Source organism: Streptomyces cavernae (genome assembly GCF_004023625.1).
Taxonomy (GTDB): Bacteria; Actinomycetota; Actinomycetes; order Streptomycetales; family Streptomycetaceae; genus Streptomyces; species Streptomyces cavernae.
This window is the reverse complement of the sequence record NZ_RPDJ01000002.1, coordinates 434,632-449,489: the sequence shown is the minus strand read 5'-3', so window position 1 is coordinate 449,489 and position 14,858 is coordinate 434,632. Positions and strand designations below refer to the sequence as shown.

Here is a 14,858-nt window from a genome sequence, read left to right as displayed (position 1 = left end):
ACGTCTTCCCAGGCCAGGAGCATTGATCGGGCTCGTCCCTGTAGGGTCCTTGTCGATCCGTGCCTGTCCTTGTGGCCCCCGTTCGGCCCCTGAGTATCCCTGCGGGGCGCTCCGAACGTGCGGCCGCCGGCGTCCGTCCAGCTCTGAGAAGGGACGAAACCTTCGCGCAGCGGATCTCCCTGCCACCGCGGGAGCCTCCGCCGTTCGGGGCGGAGGCAGCCCTGCGATCCCGAGATTCCGACCGACCAACCGATCACAGCGTTACCTGGAATTAACGGAGACCCGATGGAACGACGCCAGCTGGAATATTTCATCGCGGTGGTCGAGCACGGCGGATTCACGGCCGCAGCCATTGCGCTCCATGTCGCGCAGCCTTCGCTGTCCCATGCGATCCGGGCTCTGGAGCGTGAATTCGGCGGAAAGCTGTTTCACCGACTACCGCACGGCGTCGTACTCACCGCCGCGGGTGAGGCCCTGGTCCGGCCGGCGCAGCAGGTCCTGCGGGACCTGTCCACGGCCAGTGCCCTGGTCCGGGAAGTCCTCGGGCTCAGCGGTGGCCGGCTCGACATCGTCGCGCAGACGACCCTTTCGGTCGATCCGCTCGCCGGCATGCTGGGGCGCTTCCATCGCCGTCATCCCAGGGTCTCCGTGCGTGTGGTCGACCCGGAGCGCGGTCCTGACGTGGCGCTCATGGTCGCGGCCGGCCAGTGCGAACTCGGGCTGGTGGACGCGTCGGTCACCACAGCGGACCTCCGTGGGCTCGACCTGCCGGAGCAGGAGATGCACGTCGTACTGCCGCCGGACCATCCGCACCCGGCAGGCAGCACGATCACCTCGCGTGAACTGGCCGCGCTGGACCTGATCGTGACACCCCCGGGCACCGAAACCCGGGCAGCCCTGGACGACGTGTGCACCGCGCTCGGCGTAACACCGCGGATCGTGGTCGAGACCGCCCATCGCGCCATGATCGTGCCGCTGGTCCTCTCCGGTGTCGGGGCCTCGTTGCTGCCCACCTCCATGGCCAAGGACGCCGAGCTACGGGGGGCTCGGATGCTGTCCAACCGTCCGCGGCTGCTGCGCCACGGCCGACTGGTCTGGCGGTCGGGTGCGCTGTCGCCCGCAGCTCAGGCGTTCGTGGACCTGGCAGCCTCGCCCGACCAGGATTGACGCCAGGTCTCACGCCGCTGACTCACGCCCGGCAATGGCCCGAGCGCGTCAGCTCCTCCGCCCTGCCGGTATAGAAGTTTTCTATTGCCTTGATTCAAAACCGATTCAGGCGGACCCAAGGTTTTTCATTGACCGGGGTCGGATCAACTGACACTTTTACCAGGCGCAGAACGTGTGACTTTTTCCCCATGCGCGGCAATGTGCGCTGTCGACTCTGCACCGGGTTTCGATTCGACCGGTCGCCGCGGGCCACAACGGAGAAATACATGACCGAGTTCGACGCCGGACGGCACATACTCCCCCGGCCGGACACACGCCGGCCCCAGACGACCGCGCTGGACATCCACGACCAGGAGGCCGCTTTCACTGCCATCGGTCCGGTCCCTCCGCCGGAGGACGCCCCGAACGTGGTGATCGTGCTCGTCGACGACCTCGGCTTCGGCACCTCCAGCGCGTTCGGCGGACCGTGCGAGATGCCGACCTCGGAACGGCTCGCCGAGGGTGGTCTGCGCTACACCCGCTTCCATGTGACGGCCTTGTGCTCGCCGACCCGGCAGGCCCTGCTGACCGGACGCAACCATCACTCCGTCGGCATGGGCGGCACCACCGAGATGACCACCGCGGCCCCCGGGTACAACGGATTCCGGCCGCGCAGCGCTGCGACCATGGCCCAGATCCTGCAGGGCAACGGCTACAGCACGGCGGCCTTCGGCAAGTGGCACCAGACCCCGCCACGGGAGATCAGCGCGGTCGGGCCGTTCGACCGCTGGCCGACCGGGGAGGGCTTCGACACCTTCTACGGGTTCATGGGCGCAGAGATGAACCACTGGTACCCGTTGCTGTACCAGGGCACCACCCCGGTCGAGCCGGACCGCCGGCCCGAGGACGGCTACCACCTCTCCGAGGACCTCGTCGACCACGCCATCGACTGGGTGCGCACGCAGCGCACCCTGACCCCGGACCGGCCGTTCTTCACCTACCTCGCCCTCGGTGCCGCGCACGCGCCCTTGCACGTGGGCCCGGAATGGCAGGAGAGGTACCGGGGACGCTTCGACCACGGCTGGGACCGGCAGCGCGAACTGACCCTGCGGCGGCAGAAGGACCTCGGCGTCGTGCCCCGGGAGGCGCAACTCGCGCCATGGGCCGAGGGAGTGCCGCACTGGGACGAACTCACCGACAATCAGCGCCGGCTGGCGGCCAGGTTCATGGAGACGTTCGCCGCGTTCACCGAACACGCCGACGTACAGGTCGGCAGGTTCATCGACGCCCTGGAGGAACTCGGCGAGCTGGACAACACGATCGTCCTCTACATCCTCGGCGACAACGGCGCTTCCGGCGAGGGCGGCGTCGAAGGGACCATCGTCGAGCACCGGCTCGGACACGGCATCGTGGACGACCCGGACGAGATGATCGACCACCTCGACGAGATCGGCGGCCCGCACAGCTACCCGATCGCCCCCGCGGGATGGGCGCTCGCGCTGAACACCCCCTACCAGTGGACCAAGCAGGTGGCCTCACACTTCGGCGGCACCCGGGACGGCATGATCCTGCACTGGCCCCGGCGTGTCCCCGAGCGAGGCGGCCTCCGGCACCAGTTCTCCCACGTGATCGATGTGCTGCCGACGATCCTGGACTGTGTGGGCGTCCCGGCGCCGTTCAGCGTCGACGGGGTGCCGCAGCAGCCCATCGAGGGAACGAGCATGCGGCAGACGCTCGTCGATCCCCAGGCGCCCGAGCATCGCCGCACGCAGTACTTCGAGATGTGCGGCAACCGCGGCATTTACCACGACGGCTGGATGGCGGTCACCCGGCACGGCGTCCCCTGGGAGATGATCCCGGACAAGAACCGGCGGTTCGCCGACGACGTCTGGGAACTCTACGACCTCGACCGCGACTGGAGTCAGGCCCACGATCTCGCCGCCGAGTTCCCCGAGAAGCTCCGCAGCCTGCAGGATCTGTTCCTGATAGAAGCCGCGAAGCACCAGGTCTTCCCCCTGGACGACCGGGTCACCGAACGGGAGAACCCCGCCGTGGCCGGCCGTATCGATCTGCTCGGAAACCGGACGTCCGTGACCTACCGCGGGGGAATGCGCCGGTTCACGGAAGAGACCACGCTCAACGTCAAGAACCGTTCGCACAGCATCACCGCGCACATCGACGTGCCCGACACGGCTGCCGAGGGCGTGCTCATCGCGCAGGGCGGCCGATTCGGCGGCTGGACCCTCTACGTCATCGACGGAAGGCCGGCCTACGCCTACAACTACTTCGGAATGAGCCTGTACACCGTGCGCGGTGACCGGCCCCTGGCACCTGGACGGCGCGAGGTCCGGCTCGAATTCGACTACGACGGAGGAGGACTCGGCAAGGGCGGAACCGCGGTGCTCATGGTGGACGGCGAGAAGCACGCGTCCGGCCGGGTCGAGCGGACGATCCCCTACTACTTCTCCTTCGACGAGACACTCGATGTCGGAGTGAACCTCGGTACACCGGTGACCGACGACTACCCCGCCCTGGACAACGAGTTCACCGGGAATATTCACACCGTCCGCATCGACCTGGACGTCCAGACCCCCGAATCGTCCGAGTTCGACGGTGGACTGCACCGGCGCGTCATGGGGGCCCAGTGAACTGCTGCACGCCCTCCGAGAGCCGGGGTGCGGACCGGCCACCGCCCCGGCGGACCGCCGCCGCCCTCAGTGCGGGCACCGACGGCATGGTGGCCGTTCCCGCCGGCGAGTTCCTCATGGGCAGCGAGGACACGCTCGCCTACCCCGCCGACGGGGAAGGCCCGGTGCGGACGGTGCACGTCGGCGCTTTCCGGATGGACGCCTGCACTGTCTCGAACGCGCAGTTCGCCCGCTTCGCCGCCGACACCGGGTACCGCTCCTCCGCCGAGCGGATCGGCTGGTCGTTCGTCTTCGCCGGTCTGCTGCCGGACGGTTTCCCGCCGACCCGGGGCGTGGTGGGCGCGCCCTGGTGGCGACAGGTCGAGGGAGCCGACTGGCGCCACCCCGACGGACCGCATTCCACCTGGGAGGGCCGGGCGGACCATCCGGTCGTCCATGTCGACTGGTACGACGCCCGCGCCTACTGCTCCTGGGCCGGCAAGCGCCTGCCCACCGAGGCGGAATGGGAACGCGCCGCCCGTGGGGGACTGCACGGCAAGGTGTTCCCCTGGGGCGATGAGTTCCAGCCCGGCGGCCGTCCCCGGATGAACGTGTGGCGGGGCGACTTCCCGAACCGGCACCCGACGGACGACGGCTGGTACGGCACCTGCCCGGTCGACGCCTACGAGCCCAACGGCTTCGGCCTGTACAACGCCACCGGCAACGTCTGGGAATGGTGTGACACCCCGTTCGCCCCGGCGGGCGACGGCCGACAGCGCGTGGCCAAAGGCGGCTCCTACCTGTGCCACGCCTCGTACTGCCGCCGCTACAGGGTCGCCGCACGGCAGGGCCTGCCCCCGGACTCGGCAACCGGCAACGTGGGGTTCCGGTGCGCCCTGGACATGACGTGACCCCCTTCGACCCCAACTCGGACAACGGCGCGAGGCGCCCGGCGCACAAGGAGCGGACCATGGCAAGACGAGCAGGACTGTGGCGTCCCGGCGCGGCGGGGATGGCCGTACTCGGTCTGACCCTCACCGCCTGTGGTGGGGCGAAGGTCGGCGACGACTCCGCCGCTGCGGACAGCAGCTCGGGCAAGTGCGGCACCTTCAACCTCGCGGTCAACCCCTGGGTGGGCTACGAGGCGGACGCGGCCGTCATCGGCTACGTGGCGGAGCAGAGGCTCGGCTGCAAGGTCGTCAAGAAGGACCTCAAGGCGGAGATCGGCTGGCAGGGCTTCGAGACGGGCGAGGTCGACGCCATCCTGGAGAACTGGGGTCACGAGGACCTGAAGAAGAAGTACATCACCCGCCAGAAGACTGCCGTCGACCTCGGCTCGACCGGCAACAAGGGCATCATCGGCTGGTACATCCCGCCGTGGCTCGCGAAGAAGTACCCCGACATCACCAACTGGAAGAACCTCAACAAGTACGCGTCCAGGTTCCGGACATCGGAGTCGGGCGGCAAGGGCCAGTTGCTGGACGGCGATCCGTCGTACCAGACCAATGACGAGGCACTGGTGAAGAACCTGAAGCTGGACTTCAAGGTGGTGTACGCGGGCAGCGAGACCGCGCTCATCCAAGCCTTCCGGGACGCCGAGGAGAACAAGAAGTGGGTGATCGGCTACTTCTACGAGCCACAGTGGTTCTTCTCGGAGGTGCCGCTGGTGCATGTCGAACTGCCCAGGCACACGACGGGTTGTGACGCCGATCCGGCGAAAGTCGCCTGTGACTACCCGGTGTTCGACCTCGACAAGGTCGTCAGCGCCCGGTTCGCAAAGTCCGGCAGCCCGGCCTATGACCTGGTGAAGAACTTCACGTGGACGAATGACGACCAGAACACCGTGGCGAAGTACATCGCGTTGGACAAGCTGTCGCCGGAGGCAGCGGCGAAGAAGTGGGTTGAGGCGAACTCCGACAAGGTCGAGGCCTGGCTCGGCTGAAGCGTGTCGCAGAAGGCTGTGAATCCTCCCTGTCCGAAGCCCAGTCGTGGCCGAGCCCCGGACGGCTGGGGCGCTCACTTCGTCCCGCACCCGGCGGGCCGCGGGGCTGGTCGCACGAACCCGTCCGGCTGTTCAGCGGGTCTGATGTCAACAGGTCTGGCGGAGGTAGCCGCTCGTGCCCTTGGGGACGACATCCTGGTCGCGGCGGATGATGCTCAGTGTGCTGCTCCAGTCGGAGCACACTCCTGACAGGCCCTTCGCCGAGTACTCGACCACGAGTACGTTGTTGTCGAACGCCTCGGCGAACTCGCCGCACTCGTCCCACTCGCCGCACTCCTCGACCACGGCGAAGTCCAGTCCCACTGACGCACGGTAGGGCATGAGCGCAAGGGTGTTCTTCTGGGCGATGGCCAGACCCTTCCCGTGGGCGTGCGCCGAGAGCAGCTTCATGAACGCCTTGGCCTGGTCGGCGTCCAGGTATTCCGGGAAGCGGGTGAAGGTGTCGTAGTTGTCGGGCTCGACGGCCTTGTACCCCTTGGCCGCGCACTCGTCGATCCAGCTGTTCACCTCGGCAGCGATGCGCTGTCGCTTGGCGTCCGTGCGGATGTCCAGGACCGCCTCGTTCCAGTCCTTGTCGTAGACGACAGCCCCGTTGGCGTCGCGCAGCAGCAGGTCGGGGTTCCAGTCGCCCTCCGCGCCCTCCTGTGCCTGGAAGGCGTTGAGATTACAGATGTTGTACAGACCCGGCGCGGGCGCGTCCTCGTAGCTGCGACTGACCACCTGCACACCGGTCGGCGGGGGGTACGCGCCGCCGATCTGGTAGTCCCACCGCACATGCTTCGGCGGCAGCGTCACCGTGGCGGCGGGCGCGGGCGCGGAGGCGGAGGCGGACGCGTGCGGGGACGTGGGCGCGGGCGTCGACGTGGGCGCGGGCGTGGACACGGGCGCGGTGGGTGACGGGGAGGTGTTGTTCTGGTGCGACCCGGATTTCACCGCTGTGATGCTCAGCCCGGTGACGGTCAGGGCCGCAGCGAGGCCGACGAGGATGTACCGCCCTCGACGTCCGCGGCCCCTTCGAGTCCTGTCCGTTGCCCCTTCCCCTGCTGCGGTGACCAGGCCCGGTGGAGCGGGGCGCGCAGGGGAAACCCGGCGGCTGGTTCCCGTTTCCCCTGAACCGGCCACTCCCGGCGCGACCGGTCCGGCGGAATCCGGCAGCGTCCGGAGCTGACGGTGCAGTTCGGCGAGTCCGGGCCGGGTGGCCGGGTCCTTCGCCAGGCAGCGTTCGGCGATACTCCGGAGCGGTTCGGCGACTCCGTCCAGGACTGGCGCCTCGTGTATCACCCGCCAGCCCGTCAGGTACGGGCTGGCGGCGTCGAAGGGACGGTTGCCGGTTGCCGCGTACGCCAGCAGTGAGCCCAGCGAGAACACGTCCGAGGCCGGGGTGACCTCCCGCGGCGTGGCGAACTGCTCCGGCGACATGAAGGGCGGGGTCCCGATCAACCGCCCGGTCACGGTGAGGGCCTGGTTGTCGACGGCGTGCGAGACGCCGAAGTCGATGACGCGGGGGCCGTCCTCTGCCATCAGGACGTTGCTCGGCTTCAGATCACGGTGCACCACACCCGCCCGGTGGATGTCCCGCAGTGCCTCGACCAGGCCCAGCGCGAGCACACGCAACTCGCGTCCGCGCAGCGGGCCGTCCTCGGCCACGACATCCGACAGCGTGCGGCCCGACACATAGAGCGTGGCCATCCACGGCTGTTCGGCGTCCGGATCGGCGTCCACGACCGGGGCCGTGAACGCCCCGCTCACCAGGCGAGCCGCCGCGACCTCCTGCTTGAAGCGCGTGCGGAACTCCTGGTCCTGCGCGTACTGGGCGTGCACGACCTTGACCGCTACCTGCCGCCCCGAGGCCGAGCGCCCCAGGTAGACGACGCCCATGCCGCCACTGCCCAACCGGTCGATCAGCTCATAGTCGCCTATGGACTCCGAGTTTCCGGGGCTGAGCGACATCGCCGGTCACCTTTCCCATGTGCTGTGCTTGACAAGCAGTTCAGGGCATCAGGGTACCGACGCCTTTCAGCCAGACACTGGACATGATTTTCGCCAACCCCATGCGGCGGCGCCGGCGCGGGCCGTGAGCGGGGAGTTCCTGGGAGATGGCGGCCTCGACGCCACGCGGATCGCGTGCCGCTTCTGGGTGGTTGTGGCCGCGCCGACGCCGTCGTCTGGTGGCTCAGTCTCGGCGGCGCAGGGAGCGGAGGAGTTTCGGCATGGCGCCGCCGATGACGAGAGCCGCCAGGGGCAGTACGACATCGCGCCAGGGGTCCCGGATGGGTTTGTAGGTGGCGGTGCCGTCGCGGATTTCGATGTAGCCCAAGGGCCTGGCCCCGGCTCCTCCTCCACCTCCTCCCCCTTCGCCGTGCTTGGTGGCGCTGACCTCGCGTCCGGCGCCGCCGCCGAATCCGAACCCGACCTGGGCCACCGGGATGACGGTGACACCGCCGGCGGTGACGGGCTCACCGTAGACAGCGGTCACCGAGGCACGGCCGCCGAGTTTGTCGGCCAGGCGCTCCAGCAAGGTGACAGAGGCGTGGGCGGCAGAGAGGTCGGTGTCTGGCAGAGACACGGGCGTGGTCTCGTGCTCGGGGGCGGTCATGGGGCACCTTCCATCCGGGGTCGCTCGGCGGCGCCGAGTATGTGAGTGGCCGACGGGGAGGGCAAGCGGGTCTCGGGGAAGGTGAACTTCTCCACCGAGGTGAGGACGAACCCGGCGGCCGTGATGGCGGATTCGGTATCGCGGCCGGTGTGGCAGCCGCCCATCAGCAGGGGCCAGACAGTGGCGTCCAACGCGCGTTGCACCCGGCGCATGCCGGGTGAGTCGGCGCGTACGTGCTCGAAGAAGCGGAGCTGTCCGCCAGGCCGCAGGACGCGGTGGAGTTCGGCGAGTGCGGCGTGGGGGTCGGTCACCGAGCAGAGGGTCAGGCAGACGGCGGCCGCGTCGAATGAAGCGTCCGGGAAGGGCAGTTGCTCGGCGATCCCGTCGACCACCTCCACGGGCACCGGGGCCGTACCGGCGGCCCGCTCGGCCAGGGCACGGAGGTTCGGCTCCGGTTCGACGGCCTGTACCTCCTTCACGCCCGGCGGGTAGTGGGCGAAGTTCAGTCCGTTGCCGGCGCCGATCTCGATGATCTCGCCGGTCAGGCCGGACAGCAGGTTCGTGCGGTGTTCGGCAATGCCTGCCCTGTTCAGGACGGGGCCGGCGACCTTGGCGTAGAAGCGGGCGAAGAGCGGATGGCGCCTGGTCGGCGGGGCGGTCTCGGTCATGTCGCTTTCACCGTCCTCCTCGACAGCGGTGCTCTGAGGGCTACGATGTTTTGCGGAGGTACCACATAGTGAAGTCACTTCACGATATTCCGGAGGGGGCCGCTTCCGCCAGCGTCTCACTGGACCGGCTCTTCGAGCTGGCCGAAGTGCTCGGCACGATGATGGAGCGCGGTGTCGCCGAGCACGGCCTGACCCGGGCACGGGCGGGACTGCTGTGGGCGCTGCTCCAGGACGGGGCGATGACCCAGCGGGCGCTGGCCGGACAGCTGGGGGTCACTCCGCGCAACGTCACCGGGCTGCTGGACGCCCTGGAGGCCGATGGGCTGGTGATCCGCGCCGGCCATCCCACCGACCGGCGTGCCACGCTGGTCTCCCTCACCGAACGGGGCCGCGCCCTCACCGACGACCTGCGCGAGGGGCGGGACGAGCTGGCCGTGGGGCTGTTCGGGGACATGCCCGCCGCACAGCTGGCCGCGATCCATGACGGACTGGAGACGGTGATCACGCGGCTCCGTGCCATCGATCAGGCAGGCCGACAGGCCGTTCGCGCGGCCCTCGGCACCCAGGACCTCTCAGCGCCCCGCCAACCGGCCGCCGAGCGAGCGCGGTGACCGTGTCGGCAGCGGAGTGGCGGGACCGTCGGACGCGTTCATACGGCGCCTGCGCGGGCGGCGGCGACCAGCGCCTCGACGGCGCGGTCGACATCGTCCGGCGTGGTCCAGCGGCCGATGGACCCGGTACCCGTGCCCCCACAGGGTCCGCAACGACTCCCTCCCTAAAGGACGTTCCAGCCTGTCGGCGGGGGTGATCCCGCTGGTCGGCGGAGTGAACGCATGAGGGAGCCGCGATGGGATGGAGGTGCAGGTCAAGACGAGGGGGACGTGAATGAACAGAACAACGCCCAGGGCCGCGACGGCGTCGGCGGTACAGCGATGCCACGTCAGCGCCGGGAACCTGATCCGCACAGAGGAGTCGCGAGTGAGATACCGGAAGACTCTGCCCTGGCTTGCTGCCGTGGTCTGCTTGGCGACCGCCTGCAGCACGTCCGGAACCGATCCGGCCACCCCGTCGACGACGTCCTCCGCGGCCGGCGCGTCGTCAGCGTCCGAGAACCGGAACAAGGCGCTCGTTCTGCGCCTGTACGCGGAGGCGTTCAACAAGAACAAGACCGACGTGGTGAGGGAACTCGTCGGCACCGACTACGTGCAGCACGACAAGTCGGTGCTCGGCGGAGCGGACGGGCAGATCCAGCAGTTCAAGAAGCTGAAGGCGAAGATTCCCGGTGCGGTGGCAACCGTCAAGCACGTGGCCGCTGACGGTGACTTGGTGGCCGTGCACTGGCACGCGTCGGGCACCCCGGCGAACGAGGCGACCGGCGAAGCCAGGATCGACCTGTACCGGGTCGGCAACGGCAAGCTGGTCGAGCACTGGGGCATCACCCAGACGGTCCCGGCGAAGACGGCCAGCGGGAACTCCTTGTTCAGCGACGTCTACCGGTACCCGAAGGGGGCCCCGACCCTGTCCGAGGAACTGGAGGAGAAGAACCGGAAGTTCGCCGTCACCGCGTACCGCAAGCTGTCCGACGGTGACGTGACGGTGATCGACAAGAGCTGGGATCCGCGGTACTACCAGCACAACCCGATCATCGCGAACGGAACGGGTCCGCTGAAGCAGTTGCTGCAGCAGGACACGCAGAACGCCCCCTCGCCCAGCAGCGCCTCCGACGGTGGCGCCCCGCCCACCGGCGGCGGCGGGACCCAGTTCGGCAACACCCTCGCCGATGGGGACCTGGTGTGGGTCTTCAGCTCCGCGTACGACGTCGCGGACCTCTTCCGGGTGGTCGACGGGAAGATCATCGAGCACTGGGACGTCGCCGCCGACGGGCAGTAGCCCGGCCACCCCTGTGCACCTACCTGTCCGCCGTGCTCCCTCGTGCCCGAAGAGGTGCGTCTCGACGTCAGCACGCCAGGCGCTGGCCGATCACCGCCGTACTCCGACACGGCCCACAGGCGCCAGGCAACTGCTGATTTTGTCAGCTGTGCAGGGTGGGCCGGTAGATGAGCTCTTGAGTACGGCCGTCGAATGTACGGCTCTCGATCAGCTCGAGGTCGAAGTCGGCCGCGCCCTCGAAGACGGGGTCGGTCCCGGTCTGACCGCTGATCACAGGGAAGATCGTCACCTGGACGCGGTCGACGAGCCCCGCGGCCATCAGCGCCCGGTTCACCGACAGGCTGCCGTGCGAGCGCAACGGCACCTCGGACTCCTCCTTGAGCCGGGCGACGACATCGACGGCGCCGCCGGCCACGACGGTCACGTCCGGCCATGCGAAAGGTCCTGCGAGCGTCGTCGACACCACCGTTGTCGGCATGCTCAGCATCCGGGAGTTCACCGGGTCGAGGTCGCTCACTGGGATCGGCCCCAGCAGCTCCACGAACTGCCGGAAGGTGTTGGCCCCGAGAACCATCCGCTGCTTTTCGCTGATCACGGCAAGGCGATTGTCGAGGAACTCAGGGCCATGCTTTCCCCAGTAGCCGCCCCAGTCGCCCTCGGGACCGTAGGAGCCGTAGCCGTCGAGGGTGGCAAAGACGTCCCACGTGTAGACAGCGGTCATGGTGCTCTCCTCGAGTGCGGTTGATGGTCTGTTGCGGATACAGACCAGGAGCCATGACGAAACTCATCGCTTCTCAGCGGCTCATGTCGCTGCCCGATATCCGGGTCAGAGGCCGCCGCCCTGGTGCCTGCGGACGCGCTCGGCCAGCGGGAGGGGCGTCTCCTCCAGACCGTCGACCGAACCGCTCGCCATGCGTGCGCATGTCCCGTGGCAGGCGATGAGCTGTTTGTCGCCGCGGTGGGAAACCACCACCGGTTCCGGGTCGGGTGCGCTGCGGAAGTCGGTACCGCAGATGAGGCAGGCCAGTCCGGAGAGCATCTCCGCGGTCGGTTCGGGACGGCCACGGCGGCGGCCGGAGATCGAGTCCTGTGAATACATGTGTCTCGCATCCTCTTGAGCGGTTCAGAGCCGTGCCGACCGGTTCAGACGTGCTGGTCGGTCCACGGCCGTGGGCGAGATACAGAAATGCCTCGGGGCATCCCGGAAGCCGGGAGATCCACTACCGCTCTGCGCGTTGACCGGATACGGGAGGCGGCGGCGTGGGAGTAGGGGCCAGGAGGCATGATGCGGCTCATTTCCGGCCGGATCCGATGTACACCGGCCTGTGCCGTTGCCCGAGGGCGACGCCGAAACCGATGACGGCGTGCGAGGTGCGCTCGGTGCCGCAACCGTACTCCCTCTCCGGACCCGGCACGTGCCGGTTGCCGGACCCGGAGCCGAGCCGCCGGGGCGTCACCGAACCCTTTGGCACCCAGGAGCGCGCCCCAGATCGTGCCGAGCCCTCCGACGACGGTCATCGCCAGGAACTGGACGAACAGCAGGATCGGGAACGACCCCTGGCCCCTCGTTCCCTGTCAGCGAAGCGGGGTCAGCCGAGCAAAGTGAGGAGCACCTCGTCGACTTCCTCGCCGCGCCCGTTCGCGAAATCCCGCTCGCTGCCGGTGACGACGAATCCGCACTTCTCCAGGACCCGGATGGAGCCGACGTTGTCCGCAGCCGCGCGGGCGTGCAGCGGGCGCGCAGGTTCGACACGAAGGAGCTCGCGCAACGCGGCGGTAGCGGCTCCTCGGCCCCAGTATTGTCGCCCGATCCAGTACGTGACCTCGCGTTCCTCGGGCGGGCCGAACACAGCAGCGTGCCCGACGATCTCACCGCCTTCGCCGACGACGGTGCGATTGACAGCCGCTGGATCCTGGCGGATCCGTGCCCAGTGGGAATAGAAATAGTCGCTGTCCGATGGGTCCTTGGCAGTGAACGCTGCCATCCGGATCCCCTCGGGCTCGTTCATCTGAGCGAAGAAAACGGGCAGGTCGGTGTCTCTCACTTCTCGCAGCATTACCTCCATCGGAAGCCTCCCGGCTGGTGATCGTGAGCGTCAGTTGCGTCGTGAGGGCTTCTTCGATCATTTCAGGTGGTCTCCACCGCCGGGGGTGTTTCACGTTGTTCCGCCGAGCCGCCGAGCCGCCGAGCCGCCGAGAGCCGTGAGAGACCATCTGTTCGGCCCGGCCTGGCAATGGAAGACCTGCCGGCCGAAGCCGACCGGACCCTGCGACACCGAATTCACCGGACTCACCGACATCGTCGACCCCCGACGGCGGTACAGCGCCGCGTCGCGGCCGGGGCCGACGACCGGCCGACGAGGTGCGCCGCAACATCCTTCCGGATCTCCGGCAGCTGCCGAAGGGCCCTGACACGGCGATACGGCTCCACGACGTCGCGGTGCACCACCACGGCGACGGTCGCAAGGGCAGGAGACCGACGGACGCCCCCGGCCCAGAACATCCAGCCGAAACCGGCCCTCCGCCGCATGTCAGTAGGACCACCGGCCCTCCCGCCAGGCCGAACGCCATTTGGTCGCCCAGGCGACGCCGTGCTGTCATGAATGGGGAGACGGCGTGGCCGCGCCGGCAGGGCCGCAGAGGCTGGGTGCGCCGCCCGCCGCGAAGCGGAGGAGGCCGATGCCATGCTGTACCGCCGCACGGTCGGTGACGTGATGACCCAGGAGGTCGTCACGCTCCGCCCCGACACACCGTTCCACGAGATCGCCGCCCTGCTGGATGCGAACGAAATCGCCGCGGCACCGGTCGTCGACGACGACGGCGCCCCCATCGGCGTGGTGTCCGCGTCCGACGTGCTGCGACATGAGACCGGCATGCCCGATCCGCAGGGGCAGGACGGGAGCGACGAGCGCGCCTGGGGCAAGGCCCGGGCCCGGACCGCGGGCGCACTCATGAGCAGCCCCGTCTTCACCGCGCGCGCCGACTGGACGATCCCCCAGGCCGCGCGGGAACTCCGCAGGCGGCACGTCAAGCAGCTGCCGGTGGTCGGCGACAACGGTCTCCTCACCGGCATCGTCAGCCGCAGCGACCTGCTGAACACCTTCGTCCGCTCCGACGCCGAGATCCGCCGCGAGGTCGAGCACGACGTCCTGGGGCGCATCCTCGGCCTGGAAGAGGGCACGCTCGCGGTCGAGGTCCGGGACGGAGCCGTCACCCTGCGGGGTCACGTCCCGGAACCACGTCTCGTCCCTGTGGTCGTGGGCCTTTGCCAGGGCATCGATGGTGTCATCGCCGTCCACGCCGACGTCGCCGCCGTCCGGGCGACATAGATGGGGGCCGGCCTCGATCTCGCCGTCTCGCCGCTCATGCCGCTCTGCCGCTCATGCCGCTCATGCCGCTCATGCCGCTCATGCCGCTCACGGCCACGTGTAGAACCCCTGACCGCTCTTGCGTCCCAGTTCACCGCAGGCGACCTTGTCCCGCAGCAGTCGCGGCGGGGCAAACCGTTCCCCGAGCGTCGAGTGCAGGTGCTCGGCGATGGCCAGCCGTACGTCCAGACCCACCAGGTCGGTCAGACGCAGCGGTCCCATCGGGTGCCGGTAGCCGAGGCGCATGGCCGTGTCGACGGCCTCCGGTTCGGCGACGCCTCCTCGACCATGCGGATCGCCTCCAGGCCGAGGGCGAGAACCAGGCGGCTGCTGGCGAACCCGGTGAGTCCCGGACGACGACCTCCTCCTTGCCGAGGACGTGCGTCCAGCCGACGGCCGCCCTCAGCGTGGCCTCGGCGGTACCTGGCGCGGTGACCTGAGGGCGGCGTTGGCGGCGGCCTTGGCCGCGGCGACGGCCGTGTCGGGGGCGATGTACGGGTAGCTGACGTCGAGTGGGAAGCCGCAGGGCGAGAACTCGGTGGCGGGGAGGTGCCGGCGGTG

Annotated in this window: 13 protein-coding genes and 1 pseudogene; 7 read left to right on the top strand and 7 right to left on the bottom strand. The window is 68.9% G+C overall.

Annotated elements, in window-relative coordinates:
- Nucleotides 1-285 precede the first annotated feature (285 nt).
- The 4 genes from EF387_RS14400 to EF387_RS14385 all read left to right on the top strand — a co-directional run bounded on the left by EF387_RS14400 (nt 286) and on the right by EF387_RS14385 (nt 5,715).
- Nucleotides 286-1,167 carry a LysR family transcriptional regulator gene (locus EF387_RS14400; RefSeq protein WP_128376911.1) on the top strand — a complete coding sequence of 294 codons (882 nt, stop codon included), beginning with the start codon at nt 286-288 and terminating at the stop codon, nt 1,165-1,167.
- A 266-nt stretch (nt 1,168-1,433) separates the two neighbouring features.
- Nucleotides 1,434-3,794: an arylsulfatase gene (locus EF387_RS14395; RefSeq protein WP_128376910.1), complete on the top strand. Its 2,361-nt coding sequence runs from the start codon at nt 1,434-1,436 to the stop codon at nt 3,792-3,794.
- Nucleotides 3,795-3,880: 86 nt separating this feature from the next.
- Nucleotides 3,881-4,684 carry a formylglycine-generating enzyme family protein gene (locus EF387_RS14390; protein WP_128376972.1) on the top strand — a complete coding sequence of 268 codons (804 nt, stop codon included), beginning with the start codon at nt 3,881-3,883 and terminating at the stop codon, nt 4,682-4,684.
- Between the two features lie 59 nt (nt 4,685-4,743).
- The gene (locus tag EF387_RS14385; protein ID WP_128376909.1) at nt 4,744-5,715 is read left to right on the top strand and encodes an ABC transporter substrate-binding protein; all 972 of its coding nucleotides are present in this window, start codon (nt 4,744-4,746) and stop codon (nt 5,713-5,715) included.
- 147 nt (nt 5,716-5,862) lie between these two features.
- On the opposite strand, the gene EF387_RS14380 is transcribed toward EF387_RS14385, so the two are convergent.
- The 3 genes from EF387_RS14380 to EF387_RS14370 form a co-directional block, all read right to left on the bottom strand.
- The gene (locus tag EF387_RS14380; protein ID WP_128376908.1) at nt 5,863-7,725 is read right to left on the bottom strand and encodes an endo alpha-1,4 polygalactosaminidase; all 1,863 of its coding nucleotides are present in this window, start codon (nt 7,723-7,725) and stop codon (nt 5,863-5,865) included.
- A 223-nt stretch (nt 7,726-7,948) separates the two neighbouring features.
- Nucleotides 7,949-8,371, bottom strand: coding sequence for a spore germination protein GerW family protein (locus tag EF387_RS14375; RefSeq protein WP_128376907.1), 423 nt, complete (start codon nt 8,369-8,371; stop codon nt 7,949-7,951).
- Entirely contained in the window at nt 8,368-9,039 is a 672-nt protein-coding gene (locus EF387_RS14370) for a class I SAM-dependent methyltransferase (RefSeq protein ID WP_128376906.1), read from the bottom strand. Before EF387_RS14370 ends, EF387_RS14375 begins: the two co-directional genes overlap by 4 nt.
- 68 nt (nt 9,040-9,107) lie before the next feature.
- On the opposite strand from EF387_RS14370, the gene EF387_RS14365 reads away from it, so the two are divergent.
- Both EF387_RS14365 and EF387_RS14360 read left to right on the top strand, forming a co-directional pair.
- Entirely contained in the window at nt 9,108-9,650 is a 543-nt protein-coding gene (locus EF387_RS14365; protein ID WP_202918252.1) for a MarR family winged helix-turn-helix transcriptional regulator, read from the top strand.
- 367 nt (nt 9,651-10,017) lie between these two features.
- Nucleotides 10,018-10,929, top strand: a complete 912-nt coding sequence (locus tag EF387_RS14360; protein WP_238431508.1) for a nuclear transport factor 2 family protein — start codon at nt 10,018-10,020, stop codon at nt 10,927-10,929.
- A gap of 142 nt (nt 10,930-11,071) precedes the next feature.
- Here EF387_RS14360 and EF387_RS14355 read toward each other — a convergent pair whose 3' ends face one another.
- From EF387_RS14355 to EF387_RS14345, 3 genes are all read right to left on the bottom strand, one after another.
- On the bottom strand, nt 11,072-11,650 hold the full coding sequence (locus EF387_RS14355; protein ID WP_128376904.1) for a dihydrofolate reductase family protein: 579 nt from the start codon (nt 11,648-11,650) through the stop codon (nt 11,072-11,074).
- A gap of 105 nt (nt 11,651-11,755) precedes the next feature.
- Nucleotides 11,756-12,028 carry a hypothetical protein gene (locus EF387_RS14350; RefSeq protein ID WP_128376903.1) on the bottom strand — a complete coding sequence of 91 codons (273 nt, stop codon included), beginning with the start codon at nt 12,026-12,028 and terminating at the stop codon, nt 11,756-11,758.
- Nucleotides 12,029-12,518: 490 nt separating this feature from the next.
- Nucleotides 12,519-12,995 carry a GNAT family N-acetyltransferase gene (locus tag EF387_RS14345; protein WP_128376902.1) on the bottom strand — a complete coding sequence of 159 codons (477 nt, stop codon included), beginning with the start codon at nt 12,993-12,995 and terminating at the stop codon, nt 12,519-12,521.
- A gap of 618 nt (nt 12,996-13,613) precedes the next feature.
- Between EF387_RS14345 and EF387_RS14340 the strand changes: the two genes are divergently transcribed.
- Nucleotides 13,614-14,258 (top strand): CBS domain-containing protein, encoded by a 645-nt coding sequence (locus EF387_RS14340; RefSeq protein WP_128376901.1) that lies wholly within the window; start codon nt 13,614-13,616, stop codon nt 14,256-14,258.
- A gap of 87 nt (nt 14,259-14,345) precedes the next feature.
- Here EF387_RS14340 and EF387_RS14335 read toward each other — a convergent pair.
- A pseudogene (locus EF387_RS14335) lies at nt 14,346-14,694 on the bottom strand (3-hydroxyacyl-CoA dehydrogenase family protein); the annotation flags it as partial.
- Nucleotides 14,695-14,858: the final 164 nt, after the last annotated feature.

Bases quoted from the DNA above. Each gene is read 5' to 3' on its own strand.
- EF387_RS14400 (WP_128376911.1), top strand. From the start codon at position 286: ATGGAACGACGCCAGCTGGAATATTTCATCGCGGTGGTCGAGCACGGC.
- EF387_RS14395 (WP_128376910.1), top strand. From the start codon at position 1,434: ATGACCGAGTTCGACGCCGGACGGCACATACTCCCCCGGCCGGACACA.
- EF387_RS14390 (WP_128376972.1), top strand. From the start codon at position 3,881: ATGGTGGCCGTTCCCGCCGGCGAGTTCCTCATGGGCAGCGAGGACACG.
- EF387_RS14385 (WP_128376909.1), top strand. From the start codon at position 4,744: ATGGCAAGACGAGCAGGACTGTGGCGTCCCGGCGCGGCGGGGATGGCC.
- EF387_RS14380 (WP_128376908.1), bottom strand. From the start codon at position 7,725: ATGTCGCTCAGCCCCGGAAACTCGGAGTCCATAGGCGACTATGAGCTG.
- EF387_RS14375 (WP_128376907.1), bottom strand. From the start codon at position 8,371: ATGACCGCCCCCGAGCACGAGACCACGCCCGTGTCTCTGCCAGACACC.
- EF387_RS14370 (WP_128376906.1), bottom strand. From the start codon at position 9,039: ATGACCGAGACCGCCCCGCCGACCAGGCGCCATCCGCTCTTCGCCCGC.
- EF387_RS14355 (WP_128376904.1), bottom strand. From the start codon at position 11,650: ATGACCGCTGTCTACACGTGGGACGTCTTTGCCACCCTCGACGGCTAC.
- EF387_RS14350 (WP_128376903.1), bottom strand. From the start codon at position 12,028: ATGTATTCACAGGACTCGATCTCCGGCCGCCGCCGTGGCCGTCCCGAA.
- EF387_RS14345 (WP_128376902.1), bottom strand. From the start codon at position 12,995: ATGGAGGTAATGCTGCGAGAAGTGAGAGACACCGACCTGCCCGTTTTC.
- EF387_RS14340 (WP_128376901.1), top strand. From the start codon at position 13,614: ATGCTGTACCGCCGCACGGTCGGTGACGTGATGACCCAGGAGGTCGTC.